General features: G+C 37.5%; 18 protein-coding genes and 1 other annotated feature. Of the genes, 17 read left to right on the forward strand and 1 reads right to left on the reverse strand.

The features are described from left to right. Positions 1-9 precede the first annotated feature (9 nt). Genes JJN14_RS04065 through JJN14_RS04075 form a run of 3 tightly spaced genes read left to right on the forward strand, consistent with a single transcriptional unit; the run spans position 10 to position 5,670 of the window. Positions 10-2,169 (forward strand): LicD family protein, encoded by a 2,160-nt coding sequence (locus JJN14_RS04065; RefSeq protein WP_201058999.1) that lies wholly within the window; start codon positions 10-12, stop codon positions 2,167-2,169. A gap of 57 nt (positions 2,170-2,226) precedes the next feature. Then, positions 2,227-3,039, forward strand: coding sequence for a LicD family protein (locus JJN14_RS04070; RefSeq protein WP_049487269.1), 813 nt, complete (start codon positions 2,227-2,229; stop codon positions 3,037-3,039). A 39-nt stretch (positions 3,040-3,078) separates the two neighbouring features. Beyond that, on the forward strand, positions 3,079-5,670 hold the full coding sequence (locus JJN14_RS04075; protein WP_201059000.1) for an MBL fold metallo-hydrolase: 2,592 nt from the start codon (positions 3,079-3,081) through the stop codon (positions 5,668-5,670). 47 nt (positions 5,671-5,717) lie between these two features. Here the strand turns inward: JJN14_RS04075 and JJN14_RS04080 are convergent, their stop codons facing one another. Next, the gene (locus tag JJN14_RS04080) at positions 5,718-7,196 is read right to left on the reverse strand and encodes an oligosaccharide flippase family protein (RefSeq protein ID WP_201059001.1); all 1,479 of its coding nucleotides are present in this window, start codon (positions 7,194-7,196) and stop codon (positions 5,718-5,720) included. Positions 7,197-7,320: 124 nt separating this feature from the next. Between JJN14_RS04080 and mecA the strand changes: the two genes are divergently transcribed. From mecA to JJN14_RS04150, 14 genes are all read left to right on the forward strand, one after another. Further along, complete coding sequence (gene mecA, locus JJN14_RS04085) at positions 7,321-8,061, forward strand: adaptor protein MecA (protein ID WP_201059002.1); 741 nt, start codon at positions 7,321-7,323, stop codon at positions 8,059-8,061. A gap of 147 nt (positions 8,062-8,208) precedes the next feature. Further along, positions 8,209-9,495 (forward strand): homoserine dehydrogenase, encoded by a 1,287-nt coding sequence (locus JJN14_RS04090; RefSeq protein WP_201059003.1) that lies wholly within the window; start codon positions 8,209-8,211, stop codon positions 9,493-9,495. 1 nt (position 9,496) lies between these two features. Continuing rightward, positions 9,497-10,366, forward strand: a complete 870-nt coding sequence (gene thrB, locus JJN14_RS04095) for a homoserine kinase (protein ID WP_201059004.1) — start codon at positions 9,497-9,499, stop codon at positions 10,364-10,366. Between the two features lie 98 nt (positions 10,367-10,464). Further along, positions 10,465-11,403, forward strand: coding sequence for a peptide-methionine (R)-S-oxide reductase MsrB (gene msrB, locus JJN14_RS04100; RefSeq protein ID WP_201059005.1), 939 nt, complete (start codon positions 10,465-10,467; stop codon positions 11,401-11,403). Positions 11,404-11,458: 55 nt separating this feature from the next. Next, complete coding sequence (locus tag JJN14_RS04105; RefSeq protein ID WP_201059006.1) at positions 11,459-13,183, forward strand: ABC transporter ATP-binding protein; 1,725 nt, start codon at positions 11,459-11,461, stop codon at positions 13,181-13,183. Position 13,184: 1 nt separating this feature from the next. Beyond that, positions 13,185-14,933, forward strand: coding sequence for an ABC transporter ATP-binding protein (locus JJN14_RS04110; protein ID WP_201059007.1), 1,749 nt, complete (start codon positions 13,185-13,187; stop codon positions 14,931-14,933). A gap of 100 nt (positions 14,934-15,033) precedes the next feature. Continuing rightward, positions 15,034-16,293, forward strand: coding sequence for a TRZ/ATZ family protein (locus tag JJN14_RS04115; RefSeq protein WP_201059008.1), 1,260 nt, complete (start codon positions 15,034-15,036; stop codon positions 16,291-16,293). Between the two features lie 76 nt (positions 16,294-16,369). After that, positions 16,370-16,505 (forward strand) — a sequence feature (ribosomal protein L10 leader region). A gap of 38 nt (positions 16,506-16,543) precedes the next feature. Continuing rightward, the gene (gene rplJ, locus JJN14_RS04120) at positions 16,544-17,044 is read left to right on the forward strand and encodes a 50S ribosomal protein L10 (protein ID WP_001287277.1); all 501 of its coding nucleotides are present in this window, start codon (positions 16,544-16,546) and stop codon (positions 17,042-17,044) included. 72 nt (positions 17,045-17,116) lie between these two features. Further along, complete coding sequence (gene rplL / locus JJN14_RS04125; protein ID WP_001196965.1) at positions 17,117-17,485, forward strand: 50S ribosomal protein L7/L12; 369 nt, start codon at positions 17,117-17,119, stop codon at positions 17,483-17,485. Positions 17,486-17,665: 180 nt separating this feature from the next. Then, positions 17,666-18,670, forward strand: a complete 1,005-nt coding sequence (locus JJN14_RS04130; RefSeq protein WP_201059009.1) for a hypothetical protein — start codon at positions 17,666-17,668, stop codon at positions 18,668-18,670. A gap of 413 nt (positions 18,671-19,083) precedes the next feature. Further along, positions 19,084-19,485 (forward strand): hypothetical protein, encoded by a 402-nt coding sequence (locus JJN14_RS04135; RefSeq protein ID WP_201059010.1) that lies wholly within the window; start codon positions 19,084-19,086, stop codon positions 19,483-19,485. A 141-nt stretch (positions 19,486-19,626) separates the two neighbouring features. Next, positions 19,627-21,423: a type I restriction-modification system subunit M gene (locus JJN14_RS04140; RefSeq protein ID WP_201059011.1), complete on the forward strand. Its 1,797-nt coding sequence runs from the start codon at positions 19,627-19,629 to the stop codon at positions 21,421-21,423. Next, the gene (locus tag JJN14_RS04145) at positions 21,420-22,664 is read left to right on the forward strand and encodes a restriction endonuclease subunit S (RefSeq protein WP_201059012.1); all 1,245 of its coding nucleotides are present in this window, start codon (positions 21,420-21,422) and stop codon (positions 22,662-22,664) included. The genes JJN14_RS04140 and JJN14_RS04145 overlap by 4 nt, the downstream gene beginning before the upstream one ends. Then, on the forward strand, positions 22,654-23,796 hold the full coding sequence (locus JJN14_RS04150) for a HEPN domain-containing protein (RefSeq protein WP_201059013.1): 1,143 nt from the start codon (positions 22,654-22,656) through the stop codon (positions 23,794-23,796). The genes JJN14_RS04145 and JJN14_RS04150 overlap by 11 nt, the downstream gene beginning before the upstream one ends.

Raw genomic sequence — 23,796 nt, forward strand, 5'->3', positions numbered from 1 at the left:
GAGTTGAAAATGAATTTTTCAAAATTGGATGAATACTTTGAAAAATCAAAACTATGGATTGCGTATCTATTTGTTTTTATTTCGATTTTAAGTATGAGTTCACTGGTTTATAAGATAGCAAATCCCCTCTACAAGGGATTATCAGCGATTGTAGTACTTTATATTTGCTGTACCTTATTGTTTAAGTGGAAAGAAATCACAGTAGATCGCAAATTTCTGTCCTTATTTGGTCTATTGGCTGGAAGTCATCTGTTATCAGCTATTTTTAATCGCTCTGGACATTTGATTGGAAATGTGATAGAGATCCTCTTTATGGTGACCTATATTTTATTATTTACCATGTTAGAATCAGGGCAACTTAAAAAATTATTTGACTGGATTGCCTATACGGTTCAAATTGTATCTTTTTCTTCAGCAATTTTTGCGTTTGGTTTATTGGTAAGTAGAGTCCTTATCCTATTTAAGATTGGCGAACAATCTTATTACTATGGTGTTATGAATGGACGTCTGTGGGGGATTGTTAATCCAAATGCTAGTGCGATATTTTCATACATTAGCATTATTTTGGCTATGTATTTGATTCATAAAGGAAGTAAATATTCTGTCTATCTTAAACTGAATAATGTAATTCAATTAGTTTACTTCGCAACCATGCAAAGTAGAGGAGCTTTATTATCTTTAGTGTTAATGATTGGGTTTTATAGTTTCTTTATTAACGGGGGCAAGTTAGCTAAGCGATTTCTAATCTTTATTATTTCTGCTTTACTTGTTTCTGCTGCTAACATCGGATTGAGTTATGTAACCTCTATTTACATATCCTCGGGGAAAGCGACTGTATTAGACTTAAATAAAGGACAATCTTATGCAGAAACGGATTCTTCAGTTATAAAAAAAACAGGTGAACTTCATCTAATAGAAACAACACCTAGTGGCAGAACTTATATTTGGAAAAATGCTATAAAAATGGGAAGTGAGAAACCAATTTTTGGTTATGGTGTAAGAAATGTTCCAGATTATTACACAAAATATTTCAGTAAATTTGAGATTCAAAATTCTCTTATTGGTGGAAATTTCCATAACATTTTGGTAACGATATTTGTTAGTTCTGGAATTTTAGGTTTAGTATCCTTTCTACTTCTACTAGGATATATAATTAAGCGCTTTTTGACTTATTTGATTGTTTCTAAAAAGAACTCTGAAAAGTTGATTATGATTCTTTTCTTTGGCATCTTGTTCGGTCAATTATTTGAAAGTCAGATTATGTACTCAACTAACTTTATTAATATTATCTTTTGGTTGATTATTGGTTATGGATTAGTTGTTTGCAAACGTGATGAAGGTATTCGTTATCAGGAAGTAACTGATATTAGAGAGATCCAACAGATGGAACTAGGAATCATGGAATACATTCATGAAACTTGCCAGAAAATTGGTGTCAAATATTTCCTAGCTTATGGCAGTCTTATCGGTGCGGTTCGTCATAAAGGTTTTATTCCTTGGGATGATGACATGGATATCTGTATGTTACGAGAAGATTATGAAAAGTTGCAAGACTATCTTATTGCTAACCCTGATGAACGTTACGAAGTGATGTCTTATAAAAATAATCTCAACTATGTCTATCCCTTCATGAAAGTGCAGGATAACCATACCTACTTGCTAGAAGAAGATGTTCGTATTGATTCAAATATGGGGATTTATGTAGATATTTTCCCTGTAGATGGCTACGAGAATGATGCCAATTTCAAGAACAAGATGACAAAGCTGATAAAGAAACGTCAATTGAGTTGCTATACATTTAAAGGTATCACCAATACGAAAAGTGTTCTGAATTCACTGATACGCTATATTTCAGTTATTATTTTTTATTTCACAAATACAAATAAATACGTTGCACAAATTGAAGAACTTGCTAAATCACGTAAAGTGTCAGATTATGAGGAAGTGGATTATCTTATCTACAAGGATATGAACAAACCAGTGTGGAGACGCGAATGGCTAGAACAAGTTACTACTGGAACATTTGAAGGTAAGAAATTTACTATTCCGAAAAAATATCATGAAATTTTGACCTCAGACTACGGAGATTATATGCAATTGCCGCCAGTTGAACAAAGAGTATCTCATCATGGTTTTAAATTGTGGAAGATTGTTAAAAAGTCTAAATAACTGGATTGGGATTAAGAAACGTTTAAAAATATAGTCAAAATTAGGAGAATAAAACCTATGTCTGAAAGAACTTTAACTCTTGAAGAAATCAAACAAGTAGAATTAGATATTTTGAAGTATCTTCATGATCTTTGTGAACAACATCATATCAAATATTTTATTGATTTTGGAACATTACTAGGAGCTGTACGCCATAAAGGATTTATACCTTGGGATGATGATACAGATATTTCCTTAGCGCGTGATGAGTTTGAAAAACTGTATAAGGTTTTAAAAAATGAAAATCATCCCTACTACAAATTAATTTCATTCAGAGAAACAAAGGGGTATCCTTACAGTTATATGCGAGTCTATGATGTGAGGACACGTCGAGATGCTAATCTTATAGATAAAACGGTCGTATTGGGAACCTGCGTTGATATCTTTCCATATGATGGTGTCGTAACGCAAGAAAGTGACCAGAAGAAAATGAAGCTCTACAAATATTTCATTCGTCTTTCTTCTTTGAATTTTAAAGGGATTAAGTCTGAGAATGGTGGACTTAAAAATCTCCCTCGTTATATGGGGTCAGCTATTTTTCGTTTAACTTCCCCACAGATATGGAACCAAAAATTAGAGAGTCTTGCTTTGAAGTATAGTGTGGATCAAGCAACAGATCTCACTTGTACTATCTATGATTCCTATTATCCAGATGGTATAAAAAAAGAATGGCTCTATGATTTGATTGATATGCCGTATGAAAACATTGTGGTCAAGGTTCCTAGAAAATACCATGAATTACTTGTCTACGAATTTGGAGAAAACTATATGAGTCCGCCACCCATTGAGCAACAAGTGCCAGGAGGAGATAAAAATTATTGGATTGATTAGTATAAGTTTCTTATCTTTTAAAATAAAGGGGTTTTCAAGATGAAAAATAAACAGTTAATAAAATTAGTTGGGTATAGTTTTCTTGTATTCTTTCTAGCGCTGATTCAGTTATCGCAAGGAGTAGATGCAAATACTATCTCTGCAGGTTCGGGCAATCGTATCCATTTCATAAATACTAAAGCCAAATCAGGGAGTGATGCCATCCTTCTGGAAAGCAATGGTCACTATGCTTTGATTGATATGGGAGAAGACTATGATTTTCCTGATGGGAGTGACCCACGCTATCCAAGTCGTTGGGGAATTTCTATGAGAAATTATCAAGTATTAGAGGATAGATTGATTCGCCACCTAGATGAAATAGGTGTTAAAAAATTAGATTTTATCATAGGAACTCATGTTCATAGTGATCATATTGGTGGAGCAGACGAAATACTCAATCGTTATCAGGTTGGTAAGTTTTATTTGAAAAAATATTCAGATGATCGAATCACAGCAAAGTGGGGTCTATGGGATAATCTTTTCAATTATGATAATGCTTTGAGAGCAGCTCAAAAACGAGGAGTTACGCTTATCCAGAATATTTCAGATGAGGATAGCCATATAAAATTAGGTGATATGGATATCCAGCTCTACAACTATAAGAATGAATATGATGCTGATGGGAATCTGAAAAAAGTTCGAGATGATAACTCCAACTCCATTGTTTCAGTAGTGACTGTGGCAGGAAAGAGAATCTATCTTGGTGGAGATTTGGATAATGCCGAAGGAGCAGAAGATAAGTTAGGTCCAGTTATCGGCAAGGTTGATATGATGAAATGGAACCACCATTATGATGCGACAATTTCAAATACGATTAATTTCCTTGAAAACTTATCACCAAAAATGATTATTCAGACAACTGGTGGAGATATTAATGTTGCTTCAACTAGAGAATACCTTCAGAAGAAAAATATTCAGGTTCTTCGTGCTGCTAGCCAAACTCAAGACGCTACTGTTTTTGATATTAGCGATAAAGGATTTGCTAATGTTTCAAATACCTTCCCTGATATCCCAGTAGTTGACGAAAAATGGTATCAAGAAGATGGCTATTGGAAATATCGTTTGTCTGACGGGGAAATGGCTATCGGCTGGAAAGAGATTGGCGGAGCCACTTACTTCTTTAATGGAAAAGGACAAATGCAAGCAGGCCGCTGGCTTCACCTTAATGACGACTGGGGAGAAAATGCCAAGGGGAATGATTACTATCTGAACAAAAATGGTAAAATGCAAACTGGTGGATGGTTCAAGCTAGATAACTCTTGGTATTATATCCAGTCGAATGGTGCTAGACGATTTAGCGAGCTCTCTGAAATTGGAGGGAAAAAATACCTTTTTGCGGCAGATGGTAAGATGCTGACAGGACACCAAGTTTTTAATGGTAAGAAGATGTTCTTTAGCGAAAGTGGCGTACTACAAATTTCAGGTAAGCCTTCAACTTGGCAAAAGATTGATTCAGCTTGGTATTTCTATGATGAGGATGGTCTAAAGACTGTCGGTAAAAAGAATATCAATGGAAGCACATACTACTTTAATCAAGAAGGTGTCATGCAAACTGGCTGGGCCTTTGTTGATGGTCACTGGAACTATTTTGCAAGTTCTGGAGCTATGAAAACTGGCTGGGTCAAGGATCAGGAAACATGGTATTATCTGGATAAAGATGGCATCATGTTAACTGGCAGACAAGATATAAAGGGTATTCGTTACTATTTGAATGCTAGTGGTGCCATGCAGACTGGCTGGAAGTGGCAAGACAATAGCTGGTACTTCTATACGAACTCAGGTGCTATGAAAACTGGTTGGTTGAAAGATAAAGAATCATGGTATTATTTGGATCCGGAAACAGGTATCATGGCCGTAGGCTCTAAAGCGATTGATGGAAAAACCTATTTCTTTAAATCCTCAGGTAACATGCAAGTTGGCTGGCAGTGGTCAAATGATGTCTGGCATTATTACGCTGCATCTGGTGCACTTCAAACTGGTTGGCTAAAAGATCATGATATGTGGTATTATCTTGAATCTAAGGAAGGCGCTATGTTGGTTGGACTCAATCAAGTAGATGGTAAGCAATATTACTTTAGCAAATCTGGTGCCATGCAGACTGGCTGGAAATGGTTTGATAATCATTACCGTTACTTTGAATCAAATGGAGCCATGAAAACTGGTTGGATAAAAGACAAAGGCGTCTGGTATTATCTAAATCCTGAAGATGGTATTATGTTGGTTGGCCTTCATAAAGTTAATGGTGATCAATATTACTTTGATTCAACAGGAGCAATGCAAACTGGCTGGAAACAGCTTGATGGCAATTGGTACTATTTCCAAGCAGATGGTTCCTTATTAAAAAATTCTACTACACCTGATGGTTATAAAGTTAATGAAGAAGGTGTATGGAAACAAGTAGTTACTGTTGATAAGCAGCAAAATCATTCTACAAACAAACAGGAAACATCTACTCTAACTGATAAATCAGAAAATATGAATAAGGCAGAAAAGCAAGAAAATCATAAAGAAATTAACTCTTCTAATTCAGAAAAACAAAAAGAGGACTCAATTATAGAGTCAAGTAGTTCCGATAAGAAAGAAAAGGAATAATGAGAAAATCCCCTGCTAGTAGAATAGTCTATTAGCAGGGGATTCTTTTAATTTCTTTTAATCCTAGCAAGTGCAAGATTGAGTGCATAGTGGAATGTTTTATCTTTGGTAATAAATAGTGTCAAGAGATAATATATTCCACAAGTAGAAACAGTCGAGAGAACCATGAGTATCATATTGAGGTTGACTGTATAAGAGTTGATTTGGAAAAGAAACTTAAAAGTGAAATAAATTGGAATGAATCCGAGCGATACAATAGTATAGCGTGTTAAAGTAGTAAAGATTTCTTTTAAATCAAGTAGCTGATGTTTTTTGATAAAGTAAATTTCCAGTAGAACAACTACAGTTTCTGCAATAATAGTAGTAGCAATGTAGTACTCTGGTGCAAAAATATTATTGAAATACAAGAGACTGTTGAGTAGGATATTAGCTCCGCCACCAATAAAGTAAAAGGCTGTTAAACGATTTTCGTGGTCATTGATGAAGATGATCTGTTTACCGAGAATCAATTCAATAGCCCAGATGATGGTACGAAAGGCGAAGACACTAGTCACAATACCTGCTTCAAGGTATTTTTCAGAAGAGTAGATAACTGCCGCGTAGTTTCCCAACACCATCATTCCAATACTGGTTGGAATGATAAGGAAGTAAAAGAGGGCAGCTCCTTGGTTCAGAAGATTTTTATAAGATTCGTAGTCTTTCTTACCGAGATAGTAGCCGAGACGTGGAATACTGACGTTGATAGCTCCACTCAAGACACTGGCAATCAACATAACGATGCTGGAAGCAATAGTATAATAAGAAATATAGTTTTCATCAGGACCTTTGGTGATAAACATTCTATCGAGTAAGGTGTAGAGCATATTGGCATTAGCTAGAAGCAACATGGTCAATAGCGGTTTAGATGCTTTGACTAATTCGACAAGACCGATTCTAACAAAGGAAACTTCTCTCTTGATCCAAAGAAAACTGAGCAGGTAGTTGAGGATAGTTGTTGCACTCATAATAATTGCATAAGGTACGATATCATCTGGAGTTTTTACAAAGGTAAAGATAGCAACCAGCATGGCAATCCGAATAATCAATGTCTTGTAAAGGATGAAGGCATAGTTTTCATAAGCCTCGTTCATCCACTCGATATAAAGGAATTGGAAGAGAGCCTGGACACCAAGTATGTAGTAGAGCTCTTTTAAATTTTCAATACTATTATCTAGGTAAATAAACAAAAAATAGATACTTGTTGTAAGGACAGAAGTAATTACAGATATATAGAATAACTTGGAGAAGACATAATTAATCTTATCTTTGTCGTCCTTGACCTTACTGATAGCTCGAATTCCGTAGTTGTATATTCCAAAGGCAGCTAGTGGAATGACAAAGCTAGCCCAGGTATTGGCGGTATTGAAATAACCGTAGTTGGATTTGCTGAGAATCCGCGTTAGATAAGGATTGGTTATCAGTGGAAAAACGATATTGAGAACATTGACTAGTAAGCTAGCCAGTGCATTAACTTTTATATTTTTCATTGTACTTTCTTTCTTGTATTGTAAAATGGTCTCTAGTATTATATCACATTCTCGCTTTATTCTTTTGATAAAATCGTAAAAATCTAGTATAATAGATAGAACTGAAAGTATGAGGTTACTAGCAATGAAAATGAAACAAATTAGTGATACAACTTTGAAAATCACGATGTCTTTAGAGGATTTGATGGATCGTGGCATGGAGATTGCTGACTTTCTCGTTCCTCAAGAAAAAACAGAAGAGTTCTTTTATGCCATCTTGGATGAGTTAGAGATGCCTGAGAGCTTTTTGGATACAGGTATGTTGAGCTTCCGTGTGACTCCAAAACCTGATAAGGTCGATGTCTTTGTGACCAAGTCAAAGATTGACCAAAATCTAGATTTTGAAGACTTATCGGATTTGCCAGATATGGAAGAATTGGCTCAAATGTCGCCAGATGAGTTTATTAAAACCTTAGAAAAAAGCATCGCAGACAAAACCAAGGATGATATTGAAGCCATTCAATCTTTAGAGCAAGTTGAAGCCAAGGAAGAAGAGCAGGAACAGGCTGAACAAGAAGCTGAAAACAAGAAAGAGCCTTACATCTACTACATCCTTTCTTTTGCTAAGTTGGCTGACTTGGTTGCTTTTGCCAAGACAGTGACTTTTGAGATGGAAACTTCTGAACTCTACAAGATGAACGAGCGCTATTATTTGACCATTTTAGTGGATATTGAAAATCATCCAAGTCCATATCCAGCATGGCTTTTGGCTCGTATGCGCGAGTTTGCGGACGATAGTGACATCAGTCGCTCAGTTTTGCAAGAGTATGGTCAAGTCTTGATGAATCACGATGCAGTGCTTAATTTGCAAAAGATTGGTTCATAATTTTAAAAATCAATTTTCATCTATCAAGAAAGACGAATCATGGGATTCGTTTTTTCTTTTCTAGATTGAAATAGTGAATTACTATAATAGGAATTTTCACAAAATTCTGTTATAATAGCTATATTAGAAAATTTCGAGGAGACAAACATGACAGTTAAAATTGCTTTACTAGGATTTGGTACCGTTGCAAGTGGCGTGCCTTTCCTCCTAAAGGAAAATGGAGAAAAAATCAATCAATCAGCACATTCAGATATTGAAGTTTCTAAGGTATTGGTCAAGGATGAAGATGAAAAGAATCGCTTGCTTGCAGCAGGGAATGACTTTAACTTTGTAACCAATGTGGATGATATTTTGTTAGATCAAGACATTACAATCGTAGTGGAATTGATGGGACGTATCGAACCAGCTAAAACCTTTATCACTCGTGCCTTGGAAGCTGGGAAACACGTTGTTACTGCTAATAAGGATCTTTTGGCTGTCCATGGCGCAGAGTTGTTAGAAATCGCTAAAGCTAACAAGGTAGCACTTTACTACGAAGCAGCAGTAGCTGGTGGGATTCCAATTCTTCGTACTTTAGCAAATTCATTGGCTTCTGATAAAATCACGCGCGTACTTGGAGTAGTCAACGGAACTTCTAACTTCATGATGACCAAGATGGTGGAAGAAGGATGGTCTTACGATGATGCTCTTGCGGAAGCTCAAAGACTTGGTTTTGCAGAAAGTGACCCGACAAATGACGTAGATGGGATTGATGCAGCTTACAAGATGGTGATTTTGAGCCAATTTGCCTTTGGTATGAAGGTTGCCTTTGACGATGTAGCCCACAAGGGAATCCGCAATATCACACCAGAAGACGTAGCTGTAGCTCAAGAACTTGGCTATGTAGTGAAATTGGTTGGTTCTATTGAGGAAACTCCTTCAGGAATTGCTGCAGAAGTGACTCCAACCTTTCTTCCTAAAGCGCATCCACTTGCCAGTGTGAATGGCGTAATGAACGCTGTTTTTGTAGAATCTATCGGTATCGGCGAGTCTATGTACTATGGACCAGGTGCGGGTCAAAAACCAACTGCAACAAGTGTTGTGGCGGATATTGTCCGTATCGTTCGTCGCTTGAATGATGGAACCATTGGCAAAGACTTCAACGAATATAGCCGTGACTTGGTCTTGGCAAATCCTGAGGATGTTAAAGCAAACTACTACTTCTCAATCTTGGCTCCAGACTCAAAAGGTCAGGTCTTGAAATTGGCTGAAATCTTCAACGCTCAAGATATTTCCTTCAAGCAAATCCTCCAAGATGGAAAAGAAGGGGATAAGGCGCGTGTTGTGATTATCACTCATAAGATTAATAAAGCCCAACTTGAGAATGTTTCAGCTGAATTGAAGAAGGTTTCAGAATTCGACCTCTTGAATACCTTCAAGGTGCTAGGAGAATAAGATGAAGATTATTGTACCTGCAACCAGTGCCAATATCGGGCCAGGATTTGACTCGGTCGGTGTAGCTGTAACCAAGTATCTTCAAATTGAGGTCTGCGAAGAACGAGATGAGTGGTTGATTGAACACCAAATTGGCAAATGGATTCCTCATGATGAGCGTAATCTCTTGCTCAAAATCGCTTTGCAAATTGTACCAGACTTGCAACCAAGACGTTTGAAAATGACTAGTGATGTTCCTTTGGCGCGTGGTCTGGGTTCTTCAAGCTCGGTTATTGTTGCTGGGATTGAACTAGCCAACCAATTAGGAAAGCTCAACTTATCTGACCATGAAAAGTTGCAGTTGGCGACCAAGATTGAAGGGCATCCAGACAATGTGGCTCCAGCCATTTATGGTAATCTCGTTATTGCAAGCTCTGTTGATGGACAAGTTTCAGCTATCGTGGCTGACTTCCCAGAGTGTGATTTTCTAGCTTACATTCCTAACTATGAATTACGCACTCGCGACAGCCGTGGTGTCTTACCTAAGAAATTGTCCTATAAGGAAGCTGTTGCTGCTAGTTCTATCGCCAATGTGGCGGTTGCTGCCTTGTTGGCAGGAGACATGGTGACAGCTGGGCAAGCAATCGAGGGAGACCTCTTCCACGAACGTTACCGTCAGGACTTGGTGAGAGAATTTGCGACGATTAAGCAAGTAGCCAAAGAAAATGGTGCCTATGCAACCTATCTTTCGGGTGCCGGGCCGACAGTTATGGTCTTGGCTTCTCATGACAAGATGTCGGCGATTAAGGCAGAATTGGAAAAGCAACCCTTCAAAGGCAAACTACATGATTTGAAAGTTGATACCCAAGGTGTCCGTGTAGAAGCAAAATAAAGAATAGAAGATAGGATGGGGAAACTCTTGACCAGAGGGCTTCCTATCCTTTTTTTGAAAAGAATTCGAGTTAAAGACTTGATAAAGGAGAAATAAAGATGGCAGAAATTTATCTAGCAGGTGGTTGTTTTTGGGGCCTAGAGGAGTATTTTTCACGAATTTCTGGAGTGTTAGCAACTAGTGTTGGCTACGCTAATGGGCAAGTTGAAACAACCAATTATCAACTAATCAAGGAAACAGACCATGCAGAGACGGTTCAAGTGATTTATGATGAGAAGACAGTATCACTCAGAGAGATTTTACTTTATTATTTCCGTGTCATTGATCCATTGTCTACTAACCAGCAAGGGAATGACCGTGGTCGCCAATATCGGACAGGGATTTATTATCAAGATGAAGCAGACCTACCAGCTATCTACACGGTGGTGCAGGAGCAGGAGCGTATGCTGGGTCGAAAGATTGCAGTAGAAGTGGAGAAACTTCGCCACTACATTTTAGCTGAAGACTACCACCAAGACTATCTCAAGAAAAATCCTTCCGGTTACTGTCATATCGATGTGACCGATGCTGAGAAGCCATTGATTGACGCCTCAAATTATGAAAAGCCTAGTCAAGAAGTGTTGAAAGAAAGTTTGTCAGCTGAGTCTTACCGTGTCACCCAAGAAGCTGCTACAGAGGCTCCATTTAGTAATGCCTATGACCAAACCTTTGAAGAGGGCATTTATGTAGATATTACGACAGGTGAGCCACTCTTTTTTGCCAAGGATAAGTTTGCCTCAGGTTGTGGTTGGCCAAGTTTTAGCAGTCCGATTTCCAAAGAGTTGATTCACTACTATAAAGACCTGAGCCATGGAATGGAGCGAATCGAAGTTCGTTCTCGGTCAGGAAATGCTCACTTGGGTCATGTGTTCACAGATGGACCGCGGGAGTTAGGTGGCCTCCGTTACTGTATCAATTCTGCTTCCTTACGCTTTGTGGCCAAGGATGAGATGGACGAAGCAGGATATGGCTATCTATTGCCATACTTAAACAAATAAAATTGAGAGGGTGGGGGCTTCCCACTTTCTTCATTTTAGAAAATAGAAGGGATTTATGAAACACTTACTATCTTACTTTAAACCCTACATTAAGGAATCGATTTTAGCACCCTTGTTCAAGCTATTAGAAGCTGTGTTTGAGCTTCTTGTTCCCATGGTGATTGCAGGGATTGTTGACCAATCCTTGCCCCAGAGAGATCAAGGACACCTCTGGATGCAGATTGGCCTGCTCCTTATCTTTGCCGTGATTGGCGTTTTAGTGGCCTTGGTAGCCCAGTTTTACTCAGCTAAGGCTGCGGTTGGTTTTGCCAAAGAACTGACAGACGACCTTTATCGTCATATTCTTTCCTTACCCAAGAACAGCAGAGACCGTCTGACAACTTCAAGCTTAGTGACTCGCTTGACTTCGGACACCTATCAGATTCAGACTGGTATCAATCAATTCCTGCGTCTCTTTTTGCGAGCGCCTATTATTGTTTTTGGGGCAATTTTTATGGCCTATCGCATCTCGTCTGAGCTGACTTTCTGGTTCTTGGTTATGGTTGTCATTCTGACCATTGTTATTGTAGGCCTATCTCGATTGGTCAATCCTCTCTACAGTAGTCTGAGAAAGAAAACGGACCAACTAGTTCAGGAAACACGTCAGCAATTACAAGGGATGCGGGTCATTCGTGCTTTTGGACAAGAAAAACGAGAGTTACAGATTTTTCAAACCCTTAACCAAGTCTATGCGAGACTGCAAGAAAAGACGGGTTTCTGGTCTAGTTTATTAACCCCTCTGACTTATCTGATTGTTAATGGAACTCTCCTCGTCATCATCTGGCAGGGCTATATTTCTATTCAAGGAAGTTTACTCAGTCAAGGTGCCCTGATTGCCCTTATCAACTACCTCTTGCAGATTTTAGTGGAATTGGTCAAGCTCGCCATGCTGATAAATTCCCTCAACCAGTCCTATATTTCAGCCAAGCGAATCGAGGAAGTCTTTGCAGAATCTCCAGAGGATATCCATTCAGAGTTAGAACAAAAGCAAGCTACCAGCGAGGAGGTTTTACAAGTCCAAGAACTGATCTTTACCTATCCAGATGCGGCCCAGCCTTCTCTGAGAGGCATTTCTTTTGATATGAAGCAAGGGCAAATCCTTGGTATCATTGGGGGGACGGGTTCTGGTAAATCAAGCTTGGTGCAAGTCTTACTTGGACTTTACCCAGCAGACAAGGGGAGCATTGACCTTTATAGAAATGGACGTAGTCCTCTTAATCTTGAGCAGTGGCGGTCTTGGATTTCCTATGTGCCCCAAAAGGTCGAACTTTTTAAAGGAACCATTCGTTCCAACCTGACTCTAGGTTTCAATCAAGAAGTAACGGATCAAGAACTTTGGCAGGCCTTGGAAATCGGGCAAGCCAAGGATTTTGTCAGTGAAAAGGAAGGACTCTTGGATGCCATAGTTGAGGCAGGAGGACGAAATTTCTCGGGCGGTCAAAAACAAAGACTGTCGATCGCTCGAGCAGTCTTGCGCCAAGCTCCATTTCTCATCCTAGATGATGCGACTTCGGCCCTCGACACCATTACCGAGTCTAGGCTCTTGAAAGCTATTCGAGAAAATTTGCCAAATACAAGCTTAATTTTGATTTCTCAACGGACTTCGACACTACAGATGGCTGACCAGATTCTCCTCTTGGAAAAAGGGGAGCTCCTAGCTATCGGCAAGCACGAGGACTTGATGAAATCCAGTCAAGTTTATCGCGAAATCAATGCATCCCAACATGGTAAGGAGGACTAGTATGAGACAACAAACTGCAAACCAGACGCTCAAACGTTTGGCAAAAGATTTAGCAAGCCATCCCTTCCTCCTTTTCCTAGTCTTTCTAGGAACTATTGCCCAGGTTGGCTTATCAATTTATCTTCCTATCTTGATTGGGCAGGTCATTGACCAAGTCCTGGTGGCTGGTTCTTCACCAGTTTTTTGGCAGATTTTTCTCCAAATGATCTTGGTGGTCATAGGAAATACCCTTGTACAGTGGGTCAATCCTCTTCTCTATAATCGCCTAATCTTCTCTTATACCAGAGACTTGCGAGAGCAAATCATCCATAAGCTCCATCGGTTACCAATTGCTTTTGTGGATCGACAAGGAAGTGGAGAGATGGTCAGTCGTGTGACCACAGACATCGAACAGTTGGCAGCTGGCTTGACTATGATTTTTAACCAATTTTTCATTGGTGTCTTGATGATTTTAGTCAGCATTCTAGCCATGCTCCAAATTCATCTCCTCATGACCCTCTTGGTCTTGCTGTTGACGCCACTATCCATGGTAATTTCACACTTTATTGCCAAGAGATCCTATCATCTCTTCCAAAAGCAAACGGAGACAAGAGGGATTCAGACCCAGTTGATTGAAGAATCGCTTAGCCAACAGACCATTATCCAGTCCTTCAATGCTCAGGAAGAGTTTATCCAAAGATTGCATGAGGCTAATGATAACTACGCAGACTATTCTCAGTCAGCCATCTTTTATTCTTCAACGGTCAATCCTTCGACTCGATTTGTAAATTCGCTCATTTATGCCCTTCTAGCTGGAGTAGGAGCTTATCGTATCATGATGGGATCCACACTGACCATTGGGCGTTTAGTGACTTTTTTGAACTATGTCCAACAGTACACCAAGCCCTTTAACGATATTTCTTCAGTTCTAGCCGAATTGCAAAGTGCTCTCGCTTGTGCAGAACGTGTCTATGCTGTCTTAGAGAGTCCTGAGGTGGCTGAAACAGGTAAGGAAGTCATGACCAGTGACCAAGTCAAGGGGGCTATTTCCTTTAAACATGTTTCTTTTGGCTATCATCCTGAGAAGGTCTTGATTAAGGACTTGTCTATCGATATCCCAGCTGGTAGCAAGGTAGCCATCGTTGGTCCGACAGGTGCCGGAAAATCAACTCTTATCAATCTCCTCATGCGTTTTTATCCTATTAACTCGGGAGATATATTGTTAGATGGTCATTCCATTTACAACTATACCCGAGCGTCATTGAGACAGCAGTTTGGGATGGTGCTCCAAGAAACCTGGCTCAAGCAAGGAACTATTCATGACAATATTGCCTTTGGAAATCCTGAAGCCAGTCGGGAGCAGGTGATTGCTGCTGCCAAAGCAGCCAATGCAGATTTTTTCATCCAACAGTTGCCGCAGGGATACGATACTAAGTTGGAAAATGCAGGAGAATCTCTCTCTGTCGGCCAAGCCCAACTCTTGACTATCGCCCGAGTCTTTCTAGCTATCCCTAAGATTCTTATCTTAGACGAGGCGACTTCCTCCATCGATACACGGACAGAAGTACTGGTTCAGGATGCCTTTACCAAACTCATGAAGGGGCGCACAAGTTTTATCATTGCCCACCGCTTGTCAACCATTCAGGATGCGGATTTGATTCTTGTCTTGGTAGATGGTGATATTGTTGAGCATGGTAACCATCATGACCTCATGGCTAGAAAGGGCAAGTATTACCAAATGCAAAAAGCTTCAGATTTTAGCTCTGAATAATCCTTTCTATTTTGAAATCTTATGGACAAAAAAAGTTGCCTTCGGGTGACTTTTTTGTTACAATAGCTAGAAAAAATCAGGGTCTTAGAAGGAGAAAACAATGAAAGTCTATCAGCATGTAAATATTGTGACTTGTGACCAAGATTTCCATATTTATTTGGATGGTATCTTAGCCGTTAAGGACTCTCAAATCGTCTATGTCGGCCAAGAGGAGTCAGAGATTTTAGAGCAAGCTGAGCAGATTATAGACTATCAGGGAGCCTGGATCATGCCTGGATTGGTCAATTGCCATACCCACTCTGCTATGACAGGATTGAGAGGAATCCGAGATGATAGTAATCTCCATGAATGGCTCAATGACTATATCTGGCCTGCAGAAGCAGGATTTACTCCCGACATAACTACCAAGGCGGTTAAAGAAGCTCTGATAGAGATGCTCCAGTCAGGAACAACAACTTTTAATGATATGTATAATCCCAATGGTGTGGATATTGAACGGATTTATCAGGCAGTGAAAGGTTCCAAGATGCGTTGTTATTTCTCACCGACCCTTTTTTCTTCAGAGGCAGAGACAACTGCTGAGACTATAAGCAGAACTCGAGCAATCATTGAGGAAATTATTGGCTATAAAAATCCAAATTTCAAGGTTATGGTAGCCCCACATTCTCCCTACAGCTGTAGTAGAGACTTGCTGGCAGAAAGCTTAGATATGGCAAAAGAGCTGAATATTCCTATCCATATCCATGTTGCGGAGACCAAGGAGGAGTCAGGAATTATCCTGAAACGATACGGCAAACGTCCTCTAGCCTTTTTAGAAGAACTGGGTTACTTAGATCATCCATCTGTCTTTGCTCACGGGGTCGAATTAAACGAGAGAGAAATTGAACGTTTGGCAACTTCTCAAGTGGCTATCGCTCACAATCCTATCAGTAACCTCAAATTGGCATCAGGGATTGCTCCTATCATTCAACTGCAAAAAGCAGGAGTGGCAGTAGGAATTGCGACTGACTCGGTTGCTTCCAATAACAATCTAGATATGTTTGAGGAAGGGCGGACCGCCACTCTCCTACAGAAAATGAAGAGTGGGGATGCCAGCCAATTCCCGATCGAAACAGCCCTCAAGGCACTAACAATCGAAGGGGCTAAGGTCCTAGGAATGGAAAATCAGATAGGAAGTCTGGAAGTAGGTAAACAGGCAGATTTTCTCGTTATTCAACCACAAGGGAAAATTCATCTCCAACCTCAGGAAAATATGCTTTCTCATCTCGTCTATGCTGTTAAATCCAGTGATGTTGATGATGTTTATATCGCTGGAGAACAGGTTGTTAAGCAAGGTCAAGTTCTGACAGTAGAACTTTAGAAGAAAAATCACGAAAAAATTTTAAAAAAAGTTTGCAAAAATCTTGCATTCTTTTTTTGACTATGCTATACTTATATACGGTTTGAAAAAACTGCCTAAGACAGTAGGGGAGCTCGACTCATAAATATCCTACCGAGGACAAAACGTATCATGTAAAAAGAAGCGTATTGTACTTTCGTGTCTAGGTTTGGGCGCGTTTTTCTTTTGGAAAAATTCCCCAAGCAAAATAATAACGGAGGTGAACACACTAATGAGTGAAGCAATTATTGCTAAAAAAGCGGAACTAGTTGACGTAGTAGCTGAAAAAATGAAAGCTGCTGCATCTATCGTCGTTGTAGACGCTCGTGGTTTGACAGTTGAGCAAGATACAGTTCTTCGTCGTGAGCTTCGTGGAAGCGAAGTTGAGTATAAAGTTATTAAAAACTCAATCTTGCGTCGTGCAGCTGAAAAAGCTGGTCTTGAAGATCTTGCATCTGTATTTGTTGGACCATCTGCAGTAGCATTTTCTAACGAAGATGTTATCGCACCAGCGAAAATCTTGAACGACTTTTCTAAAAACGCTGAAGCACTTGAAATCAAAGGTGGTGCAATCGAAGGCGCTGTCGCATCTAAAGAAGAGATTCTTGCTCTTGCAACTCTTCCAAACCGCGAAGGACTTCTTTCTATGCTCCTTTCTGTACTTCAAGCGCCAGTGCGCAACGTTGCTCTTGCAGTCAAAGCGGTTGCAGACAACAAAGAAGACGCAGCTTAATCTTAAGCTACGCAGCGTAGCCTAGCTACGAAAACCTATTATAAATTTAAAACATATTTGGAGGAAATAACAATGGCATTGAACATTGAAAACATTATTGCTGAAATTAAAGAAGCTTCAATCCTTGAATTGAACGACCTTGTAAAAGCTATCGAAGAAGAATTTGGTGTAACTGCAGCTGCTCCTGTAGCTGTTGCTGCAGCTGGTGCTGCTGACGCTGGTGCTGCTAAAGATTCATTCGACGTTGAATTGACATCTGCAGGCGACAAAAAAGTTGGCGTTATCAAAGTTGTACGTGAAATCACAGGTCTTGGTCTTAAAGAAGCTAAAGAACTTGTTGACGGTGCACCAGCACTTGTTAAAGAAGGCGTTGCAACTGCAGAAGCTGAAGAAATCAAAGCTAAATTGGAAGAAGCTGGAGCTTCAGTTACTCTTAAATAATAGAGTATCGCAATTTGATTGCGGAAGCCCAATTTAATGGTCTTTCTGATATCATAAAGCGATTTTAAAAAATGGAGAACTAAACTGTTCCCCACTAAAACCCCACTAGGAATTTTCTTGGTGGGGTTTTTAATAATTAAAGTGGTATAATGAATATATAGAAAGACAAAGGTATAAATTATGGTTGAAAGAGCGGAGAGTACTTTAATCGAAGGATACATATTAGTAAAAACTAATGTTAGATTATTTCAAAATAAGTATCCTAATCACTTGTATAACCAATTTAAGTGTTGTGATCCGAATTGTGGTGTCCCACTAAGTTGTTCTGTATGGAATGACAAAAATTCAAAAATGGGACCATATTTTTATATTAGTAATCATAATTTTCCACATATAGCTGGCTGTAAAGAAGTAAATCAATCTGAAAAGCAGAGTAGAGTAGACAGTGATAGGACTTATGCTTATAAATGTATACAAGACAAGAAAATTATTACTTTAGGAAATACAGTTCAAAGTCATGGTAAAAAAACAACATCTAACACTGAGAATGTGTCTGAAAAGATGCCTAAAGCTATTTTTGTAAAGTCTGCTAACAATCATTCGACTTTAACAAAAAACAAGCAAAATAGAATTTCGTTACTAGATTCTATGATTTCAATTTATAACGATATAAATTTTAACAATGATTCTGAAATTAAACTTGATTTTAATTTTCAATTAAATCAAAACCTTTCACTTGAATCTTTCAAAACGGAAGAAGAGTTCCAAGCATATGTAAATAAACGGAATAATAGAGAGCAGAATGTTAAAAGAATAAAGAATACACATTGTAGAAGTACCTTAAATAATCTTTTTTATATGATTTCTAAAGATTTGCCGTTTAATGAATTTCATATTTTTTATGGTAAGGCTAAGTTTTGGGAGTCAATCCAAAAACCTGGTTTAGTATACGTTTTTTTTAGCTCTCTTGATTCAAATACGTTGAACAATGATAAAAAGTTAAAGTTTAAATTTAATAAGAATCATTTAAATGATTACAATAAGAAAATTGTAAACGAAGCGCTAAAAAATAAATCAGAAGTAGAAATTTATTTCCAAGGAGCTTTTTCTGAAGGTGGATCGAATATTTATATGATTCCTTTAACTTTACAAAACTATAATTCTATTTCTTTAAATTTGCAATAAATAACTAATGTACTTGGTATCAGGAAGTATTATTTATAAATAGTTATTATGGTATGAATTTTGACCAATTTATTGATATGGAATAGACATTTCTTATCGGTGTTCAAAATGTTGGTAACGTAAGTTAAACGATAAAAATCTCATTTTTATGAATAGAAAGAATGAATGGATATGATCAAACGCCTACAGATTTTAAAGGTAATTATTGAATTTATTTAGATTGAAATTTTTTGTTCAATAGACGATAACTTTACTTTAATATTTATGAAAGTTATTCATATATAGTTTTTTATAAATAATATAATGTTAATGGTTTGAAAAAATGTATTTATTTTTTTATAATATATGTGGGATTATCTTTTTATTTTATAAATCTTAAAATTGATTTAGAAAGAAATGGTGAGGAAATTTTTATGCATAATGAAACTCAAGATATGGATGTTTTAGAATTTGCAAGAAAAATAAGTATGTTACCGATTGATACACCCTTGTCAAATAAATATGATAATGATTTTGGACAAATAAATGGCAAATGGTGGTCATGTCAACGAGAGCACCTAACTGTATGGGCTCTTCATTATCCGACAAAAGGAAAAGATAACTTTGCGCATGAACCTAGTAATAGTTCAAAGAAAATGTATAATCATTTTGGAAGACCTGAAACATTACTATGGTTAGCTGAAACATTGGGTGTAGATTCAAAACTTATAGAAGAAGTAATAGGAGAAATTTCTAATCACAATAACGCATCAACTCGTTGTAAAATAATTAGAGAATATATCCCTTTTGAAAGGATATTAGAATTATTAGATTAATTTAGTGAGAAATAAAAAGAATATATCCCATCTAAGTCACTATCATTAGTGGCTTTTTTAAATTTTTAATGTTACATAAAATATGATATAATAAAAGCGATTACAAGTTTTTTAATAATTTATTTAAGTGGGAGTAGAATAATGTCGAACATTAAAACGGAAAATGAACATCAAAAGCAAACTACAAATAATATTCAAAAAAAGGCTGCTCTCATTTGGGGCACAGCTGATATTCTACGTGGTCTATATAAACCACATGAGTATGGTAAGGTAATACTACCTATGACAGTCATTAAAAGACTTCATGATACATTGCTTCCTACACGAAGAGCTGTTTTGGAAACTGTGGAGAATGTAAAAACTATCAAAGTTGAACAGATTAAAAACCGAAAATTAACGGATGCTTCAGGCTATAGTTTCTATAATACTAGCAACTTTACTTTTGATACACTCCTGTCTGATGCTGAGAATATTGAAGAAAACTTTAGGTCATTTATTAATGGTTTCTCAGAAAACGTACAAGATATTTTAGAGAACTTTGAATTCGATAAGGAAATCACTAAAATGCAGAATAATGATGCTCTTTATTCAGTGATTCAAGAATTTAATAGTCAAAAGGCCTACCTGGGTGCGGATACAGTCACTTCAACAGACATGGGCTACATTTTTGAGGAACTCGTTCGTCGTTTTTCAGAAAGTTATGGAGAAGGTGCTGGAGCACACTTTACTAGTCGAGATATTATTTATCTCATGACAGATATCCTCTTGATTGATGAAAAAACATCAGATAAAGCTATTGTAAGAACTATTTACGATCAGACAATGGGAACCTCTCAAATGCTTTCAGCTATGATGGAGCGAATTAAAGCGTTAGATGCTAATGCAGATGTAACAACATTTGGTCAAGAGTTAAACCCAGAAACCTATGCTATTGCAAAAGCAGACACGATGATTCGTGGAGGAAATCCAGATAATATGGCCTTAGGATCAACTCTCTCAAAAGATGCTTTTTCAGGTTATACTTTTGATTATTTGATTTCAAACCCACCATTTGGTATCGATTGGAAGAAAGATCAGAGTGCTGTCAAGGCAGAGGCAGACTTAGGAGAACAAGGCCGTTTTGGGGTCGGTTTACCTAAGATTTCAGATGGTCAACTTCTTTTCCAACTAAATGGCATTGCTAAATTAAAAGATTCAGGTCGTATGGCGATTATCCATAATGGTTCAGCTCTATTTTCTGGAAATGCAGGAGGTGGAGAATCAGAAATTCGTAGACATGTTATTATGAATGACTGGCTGGAAGCTATTATTCAACTACCGACTGATTTGTTTTATAATACAGGAATTTCTACCTATATTTGGATTATCACTAAAAATAAAAGTAAAGAACGACAAGGTAAAGTGCAGTTATTAGATGCAAGTAAAGCGTTTGTTAAGCGTCGTAAAAATATTGGTGATAAGAAGGTTGATATTGATAAGCAACGTCGAGAACTAATTGTAGAGGCTTATGGTGAATTTGCTAATAAAATTTATACTGAAGAAGATTCGGTAGTAGAGTCTAAAGTATTTAATAATGATTTTTTTGGTTATCAAAAAGTTGTTGTTGAAACACCTCTATATGATGAAAGTGGCAATATTATCAGAAAGAAAAATGGGAAACCAGAACCTGATACTAGCAAGCGTGATACTGAGGATATTCCTCTGACAGAAGATATTGATACTTACATCAATAGAGAGGTACTGCCTTTCAATCCAGACGGTTGGGTTGATAAAAGTAAAACAAAGATTGGTTTTGAGATTCCATTTACACGTTTGTTTTACAAATATCAAGCGCCAGAAAGTTCTGAGGTTATCGCAAAGCGTATCAAAGCACTGGAGGAGAAAATTGTGAAGAATTTTGAAGCTCTGAGTAGTAACGGCGTGGAGGAATTGGGATGAGAAAGTTGAAGGACAGCGGTGTAGAATGGATAGGTGAGATTCCTGAGCACTGGGAGGTTTCGACTATCTCAAAAGTTTTTTCCCAACGCAATATGAAAGTTTCAGATTTTGATTTTTCTCCGCTATCAGTTACTAAACATGGAATTGTGCCTCAGTTAGAAAGTGCAGCAAAATCAGATGACCATTCAAATCGAAAATTAGTAAAAAAAGGTGATTTTGTAGTAAATTCTCGTTCGGATAGAAAAATGTCTTCAGGAGTTTCAGAGTTTGATGGTTCGGTTAGTTTAATCAACCTTGTTATGATACCAAGAGGGGAAAAACTTAATGGTAAGTTTGTAGGTTATCTTCTGAAAAACTATGGTTTTGCAGAAGAGTTTTATCGTTGGGGAACTGGTATTGTTGCTGATTTATGGTCAACTAACTGGGAAAGAGGAAAAAGAATTCAGCTCCCAATCCCTCCTATTTCCGAACAACAAAGAATTGCAAAATTTCTTGATGAAAAGACCGCTCTAATTGATGATATTATTACAGATACGAAACAAACGATTGCAGAGTTAAAATCATACAAACAGTCTTTAATTTCGGAAATTGTTACTAATGGTATTAATAAAGATGTAAAAATGGTTTCTACCGAGATTGATTGGATTGATGAAATTCCTGAGGGATGGGAAGTTGCAAAAATTAAAAATATATCAAAGTTAAGAAATGAAAAAACGTCTTATGAGAGAGGCCAGAATTTTTTAGCTTTAGAAAAAATGGTTTCATATAAACCAGGATATATCGATTTATTGACTGAAGTCGAAAACGGAAGACAACAAGTTATAAAACAAGGTGATATTGTGTTTAGCAAATTACGTCCCTACCTTGCTAAGGTAGCTTTAGCTGATTTTGATGGACATGGGACAGGTGAATTATTGGTGTTTAATGATATTAAAATTAAGCGTAAACTATTCATGTACAAATTAATTTCTGAACAGATTTTACAACCAGTAAGAGGGGCGTCTTATGGAGTGAAAATGCCAAGGGCTAATCCTGATTTTATATTATCATTACCTATTTCTTTTCCAATTTCATTATCTGAGCAATCTAAAATTGTAAACTATCTTGATCAAAAGATGTCTCAAATTGATACTTTAATTATAGAAAAAGAAAATCTTATATCCGAATATGAGTATTATAAAAAATCAATAATTTATGAATATGTGACAGGGAAAAAGCAGGTGGAAGTCTATGAAAGTTGATTTTGAACTATTGTTAAAACCAAAAATCCAAGACGGAGACTTACGCCAGCTGTTTTGGAAATCCTTTGAAAGGGTTCATGACATCAATCGGTTAGAGAAAACCAATACGCTTACTTACTATTTCCCAGAGGATAACCCGCTACAATTTAAAACAATCATCAGAAAATCAGATAATATCCTTCATTGTCGACTAAAAGCAACAGTTGATATTCACTGGAGGAAGACGTGTTTCTATGATAAGTTTAGAGCAAGGATAAGTGGAGTCTTGAGTCAACATTTTGAAGTAACTCATTACTCTGCTGATTTATCAGCTTACTATGCGAAAAAATGCTACTCGACTCTTCTTGACTATGAAACCAACTTAAGAAAGATTTTTTACTTCATTTACCATTTCTATGATGTGACAGATGCGACCGCTGGACGCAAAAAACAAACCTTAAATGCCTATGTTGAAGATTTGGATTTGAGTCAACTAGAAAAACTCTTGTTTGCGAAAGATTGGCTGTTAGTTGGTAAATCTTATGAATTTTGTGGTATTAGCAAAGATAGCAATCTATACGAAAAATTCTCAAAGATAGCTGAAAAGATAGAATTTCGAAGTCTGTGGGAAGTGAATATAAAGCCCTTACTACCTAAGCATGATATTGATGAAGAAGTCATAACGAAGATTAGAAATGTCCGAAATAAGGTCGCTCACCATAAAGAAATGAGCTTTAATGATTGGAAGTTCTGTAAAAATGAAGTTCGGACCTATGCTAATAAATTTCACAAAATTCAAGATGAGCTACTTGAAAGGAAATTTTACCAAAATACAAAGGGTTCAACTGTTGCACTACAAGGACTTCTTGAAATGTCGAAACAATTTCAAAAAGCGGTTGAAGCTTACACAAAGACAATACAGGCCCACAATGCAATTCTGTTAGGAGAAACAATAGCAAAGGCAATGAAGAGTATAACTATTCCTAGAATTGATATTTCTAAAACCATTGCACCTGCTATGGCCGAGATTGCTAATTCTCATGTTGAACGTATATCAAAAATAATGCAAAATACAACTATTCCTCAGATAGGCGTGTTAGGAAATGATGAGCAAGAAAGTTCATCGGAAAACGATGAAGAAGATAAGGAATAA

Source organism: Streptococcus mitis, from assembly GCF_016658865.1.
GTDB classification, from domain to species: domain Bacteria; phylum Bacillota; class Bacilli; order Lactobacillales; family Streptococcaceae; genus Streptococcus; species Streptococcus mitis_BT.

What these genes read in the sequence shown, in the direction of transcription:
- JJN14_RS04115 (WP_201059008.1), top strand. Translation starts at nt 15,034, where the DNA reads ATGAAAGTCTATCAGCATGTAAATATTGTGACTTGTGACCAAGATTTC.
- JJN14_RS04070 (WP_049487269.1), top strand. Translation starts at nt 2,227, where the DNA reads ATGTCTGAAAGAACTTTAACTCTTGAAGAAATCAAACAAGTAGAATTA.
- JJN14_RS04065 (WP_201058999.1), top strand. Translation starts at nt 10, where the DNA reads ATGAATTTTTCAAAATTGGATGAATACTTTGAAAAATCAAAACTATGG.
- msrB (WP_201059005.1), top strand. Translation starts at nt 10,465, where the DNA reads ATGGCAGAAATTTATCTAGCAGGTGGTTGTTTTTGGGGCCTAGAGGAG.
- JJN14_RS04105 (WP_201059006.1), top strand. Translation starts at nt 11,459, where the DNA reads ATGAAACACTTACTATCTTACTTTAAACCCTACATTAAGGAATCGATT.
- JJN14_RS04075 (WP_201059000.1), top strand. Translation starts at nt 3,079, where the DNA reads ATGAAAAATAAACAGTTAATAAAATTAGTTGGGTATAGTTTTCTTGTA.
- JJN14_RS04140 (WP_201059011.1), top strand. Translation starts at nt 19,627, where the DNA reads ATGTCGAACATTAAAACGGAAAATGAACATCAAAAGCAAACTACAAAT.
- JJN14_RS04145 (WP_201059012.1), top strand. Translation starts at nt 21,420, where the DNA reads ATGAGAAAGTTGAAGGACAGCGGTGTAGAATGGATAGGTGAGATTCCT.
- rplJ (WP_001287277.1), top strand. Translation starts at nt 16,544, where the DNA reads ATGAGTGAAGCAATTATTGCTAAAAAAGCGGAACTAGTTGACGTAGTA.
- JJN14_RS04080 (WP_201059001.1), bottom strand. Translation starts at nt 7,196, where the DNA reads ATGAAAAATATAAAAGTTAATGCACTGGCTAGCTTACTAGTCAATGTT.
- JJN14_RS04130 (WP_201059009.1), top strand. Translation starts at nt 17,666, where the DNA reads ATGGTTGAAAGAGCGGAGAGTACTTTAATCGAAGGATACATATTAGTA.
- thrB (WP_201059004.1), top strand. Translation starts at nt 9,497, where the DNA reads ATGAAGATTATTGTACCTGCAACCAGTGCCAATATCGGGCCAGGATTT.
- JJN14_RS04135 (WP_201059010.1), top strand. Translation starts at nt 19,084, where the DNA reads ATGCATAATGAAACTCAAGATATGGATGTTTTAGAATTTGCAAGAAAA.
- JJN14_RS04150 (WP_201059013.1), top strand. Translation starts at nt 22,654, where the DNA reads ATGAAAGTTGATTTTGAACTATTGTTAAAACCAAAAATCCAAGACGGA.
- JJN14_RS04090 (WP_201059003.1), top strand. Translation starts at nt 8,209, where the DNA reads ATGACAGTTAAAATTGCTTTACTAGGATTTGGTACCGTTGCAAGTGGC.
- JJN14_RS04110 (WP_201059007.1), top strand. Translation starts at nt 13,185, where the DNA reads ATGAGACAACAAACTGCAAACCAGACGCTCAAACGTTTGGCAAAAGAT.
- rplL (WP_001196965.1), top strand. Translation starts at nt 17,117, where the DNA reads ATGGCATTGAACATTGAAAACATTATTGCTGAAATTAAAGAAGCTTCA.
- mecA (WP_201059002.1), top strand. Translation starts at nt 7,321, where the DNA reads ATGAAAATGAAACAAATTAGTGATACAACTTTGAAAATCACGATGTCT.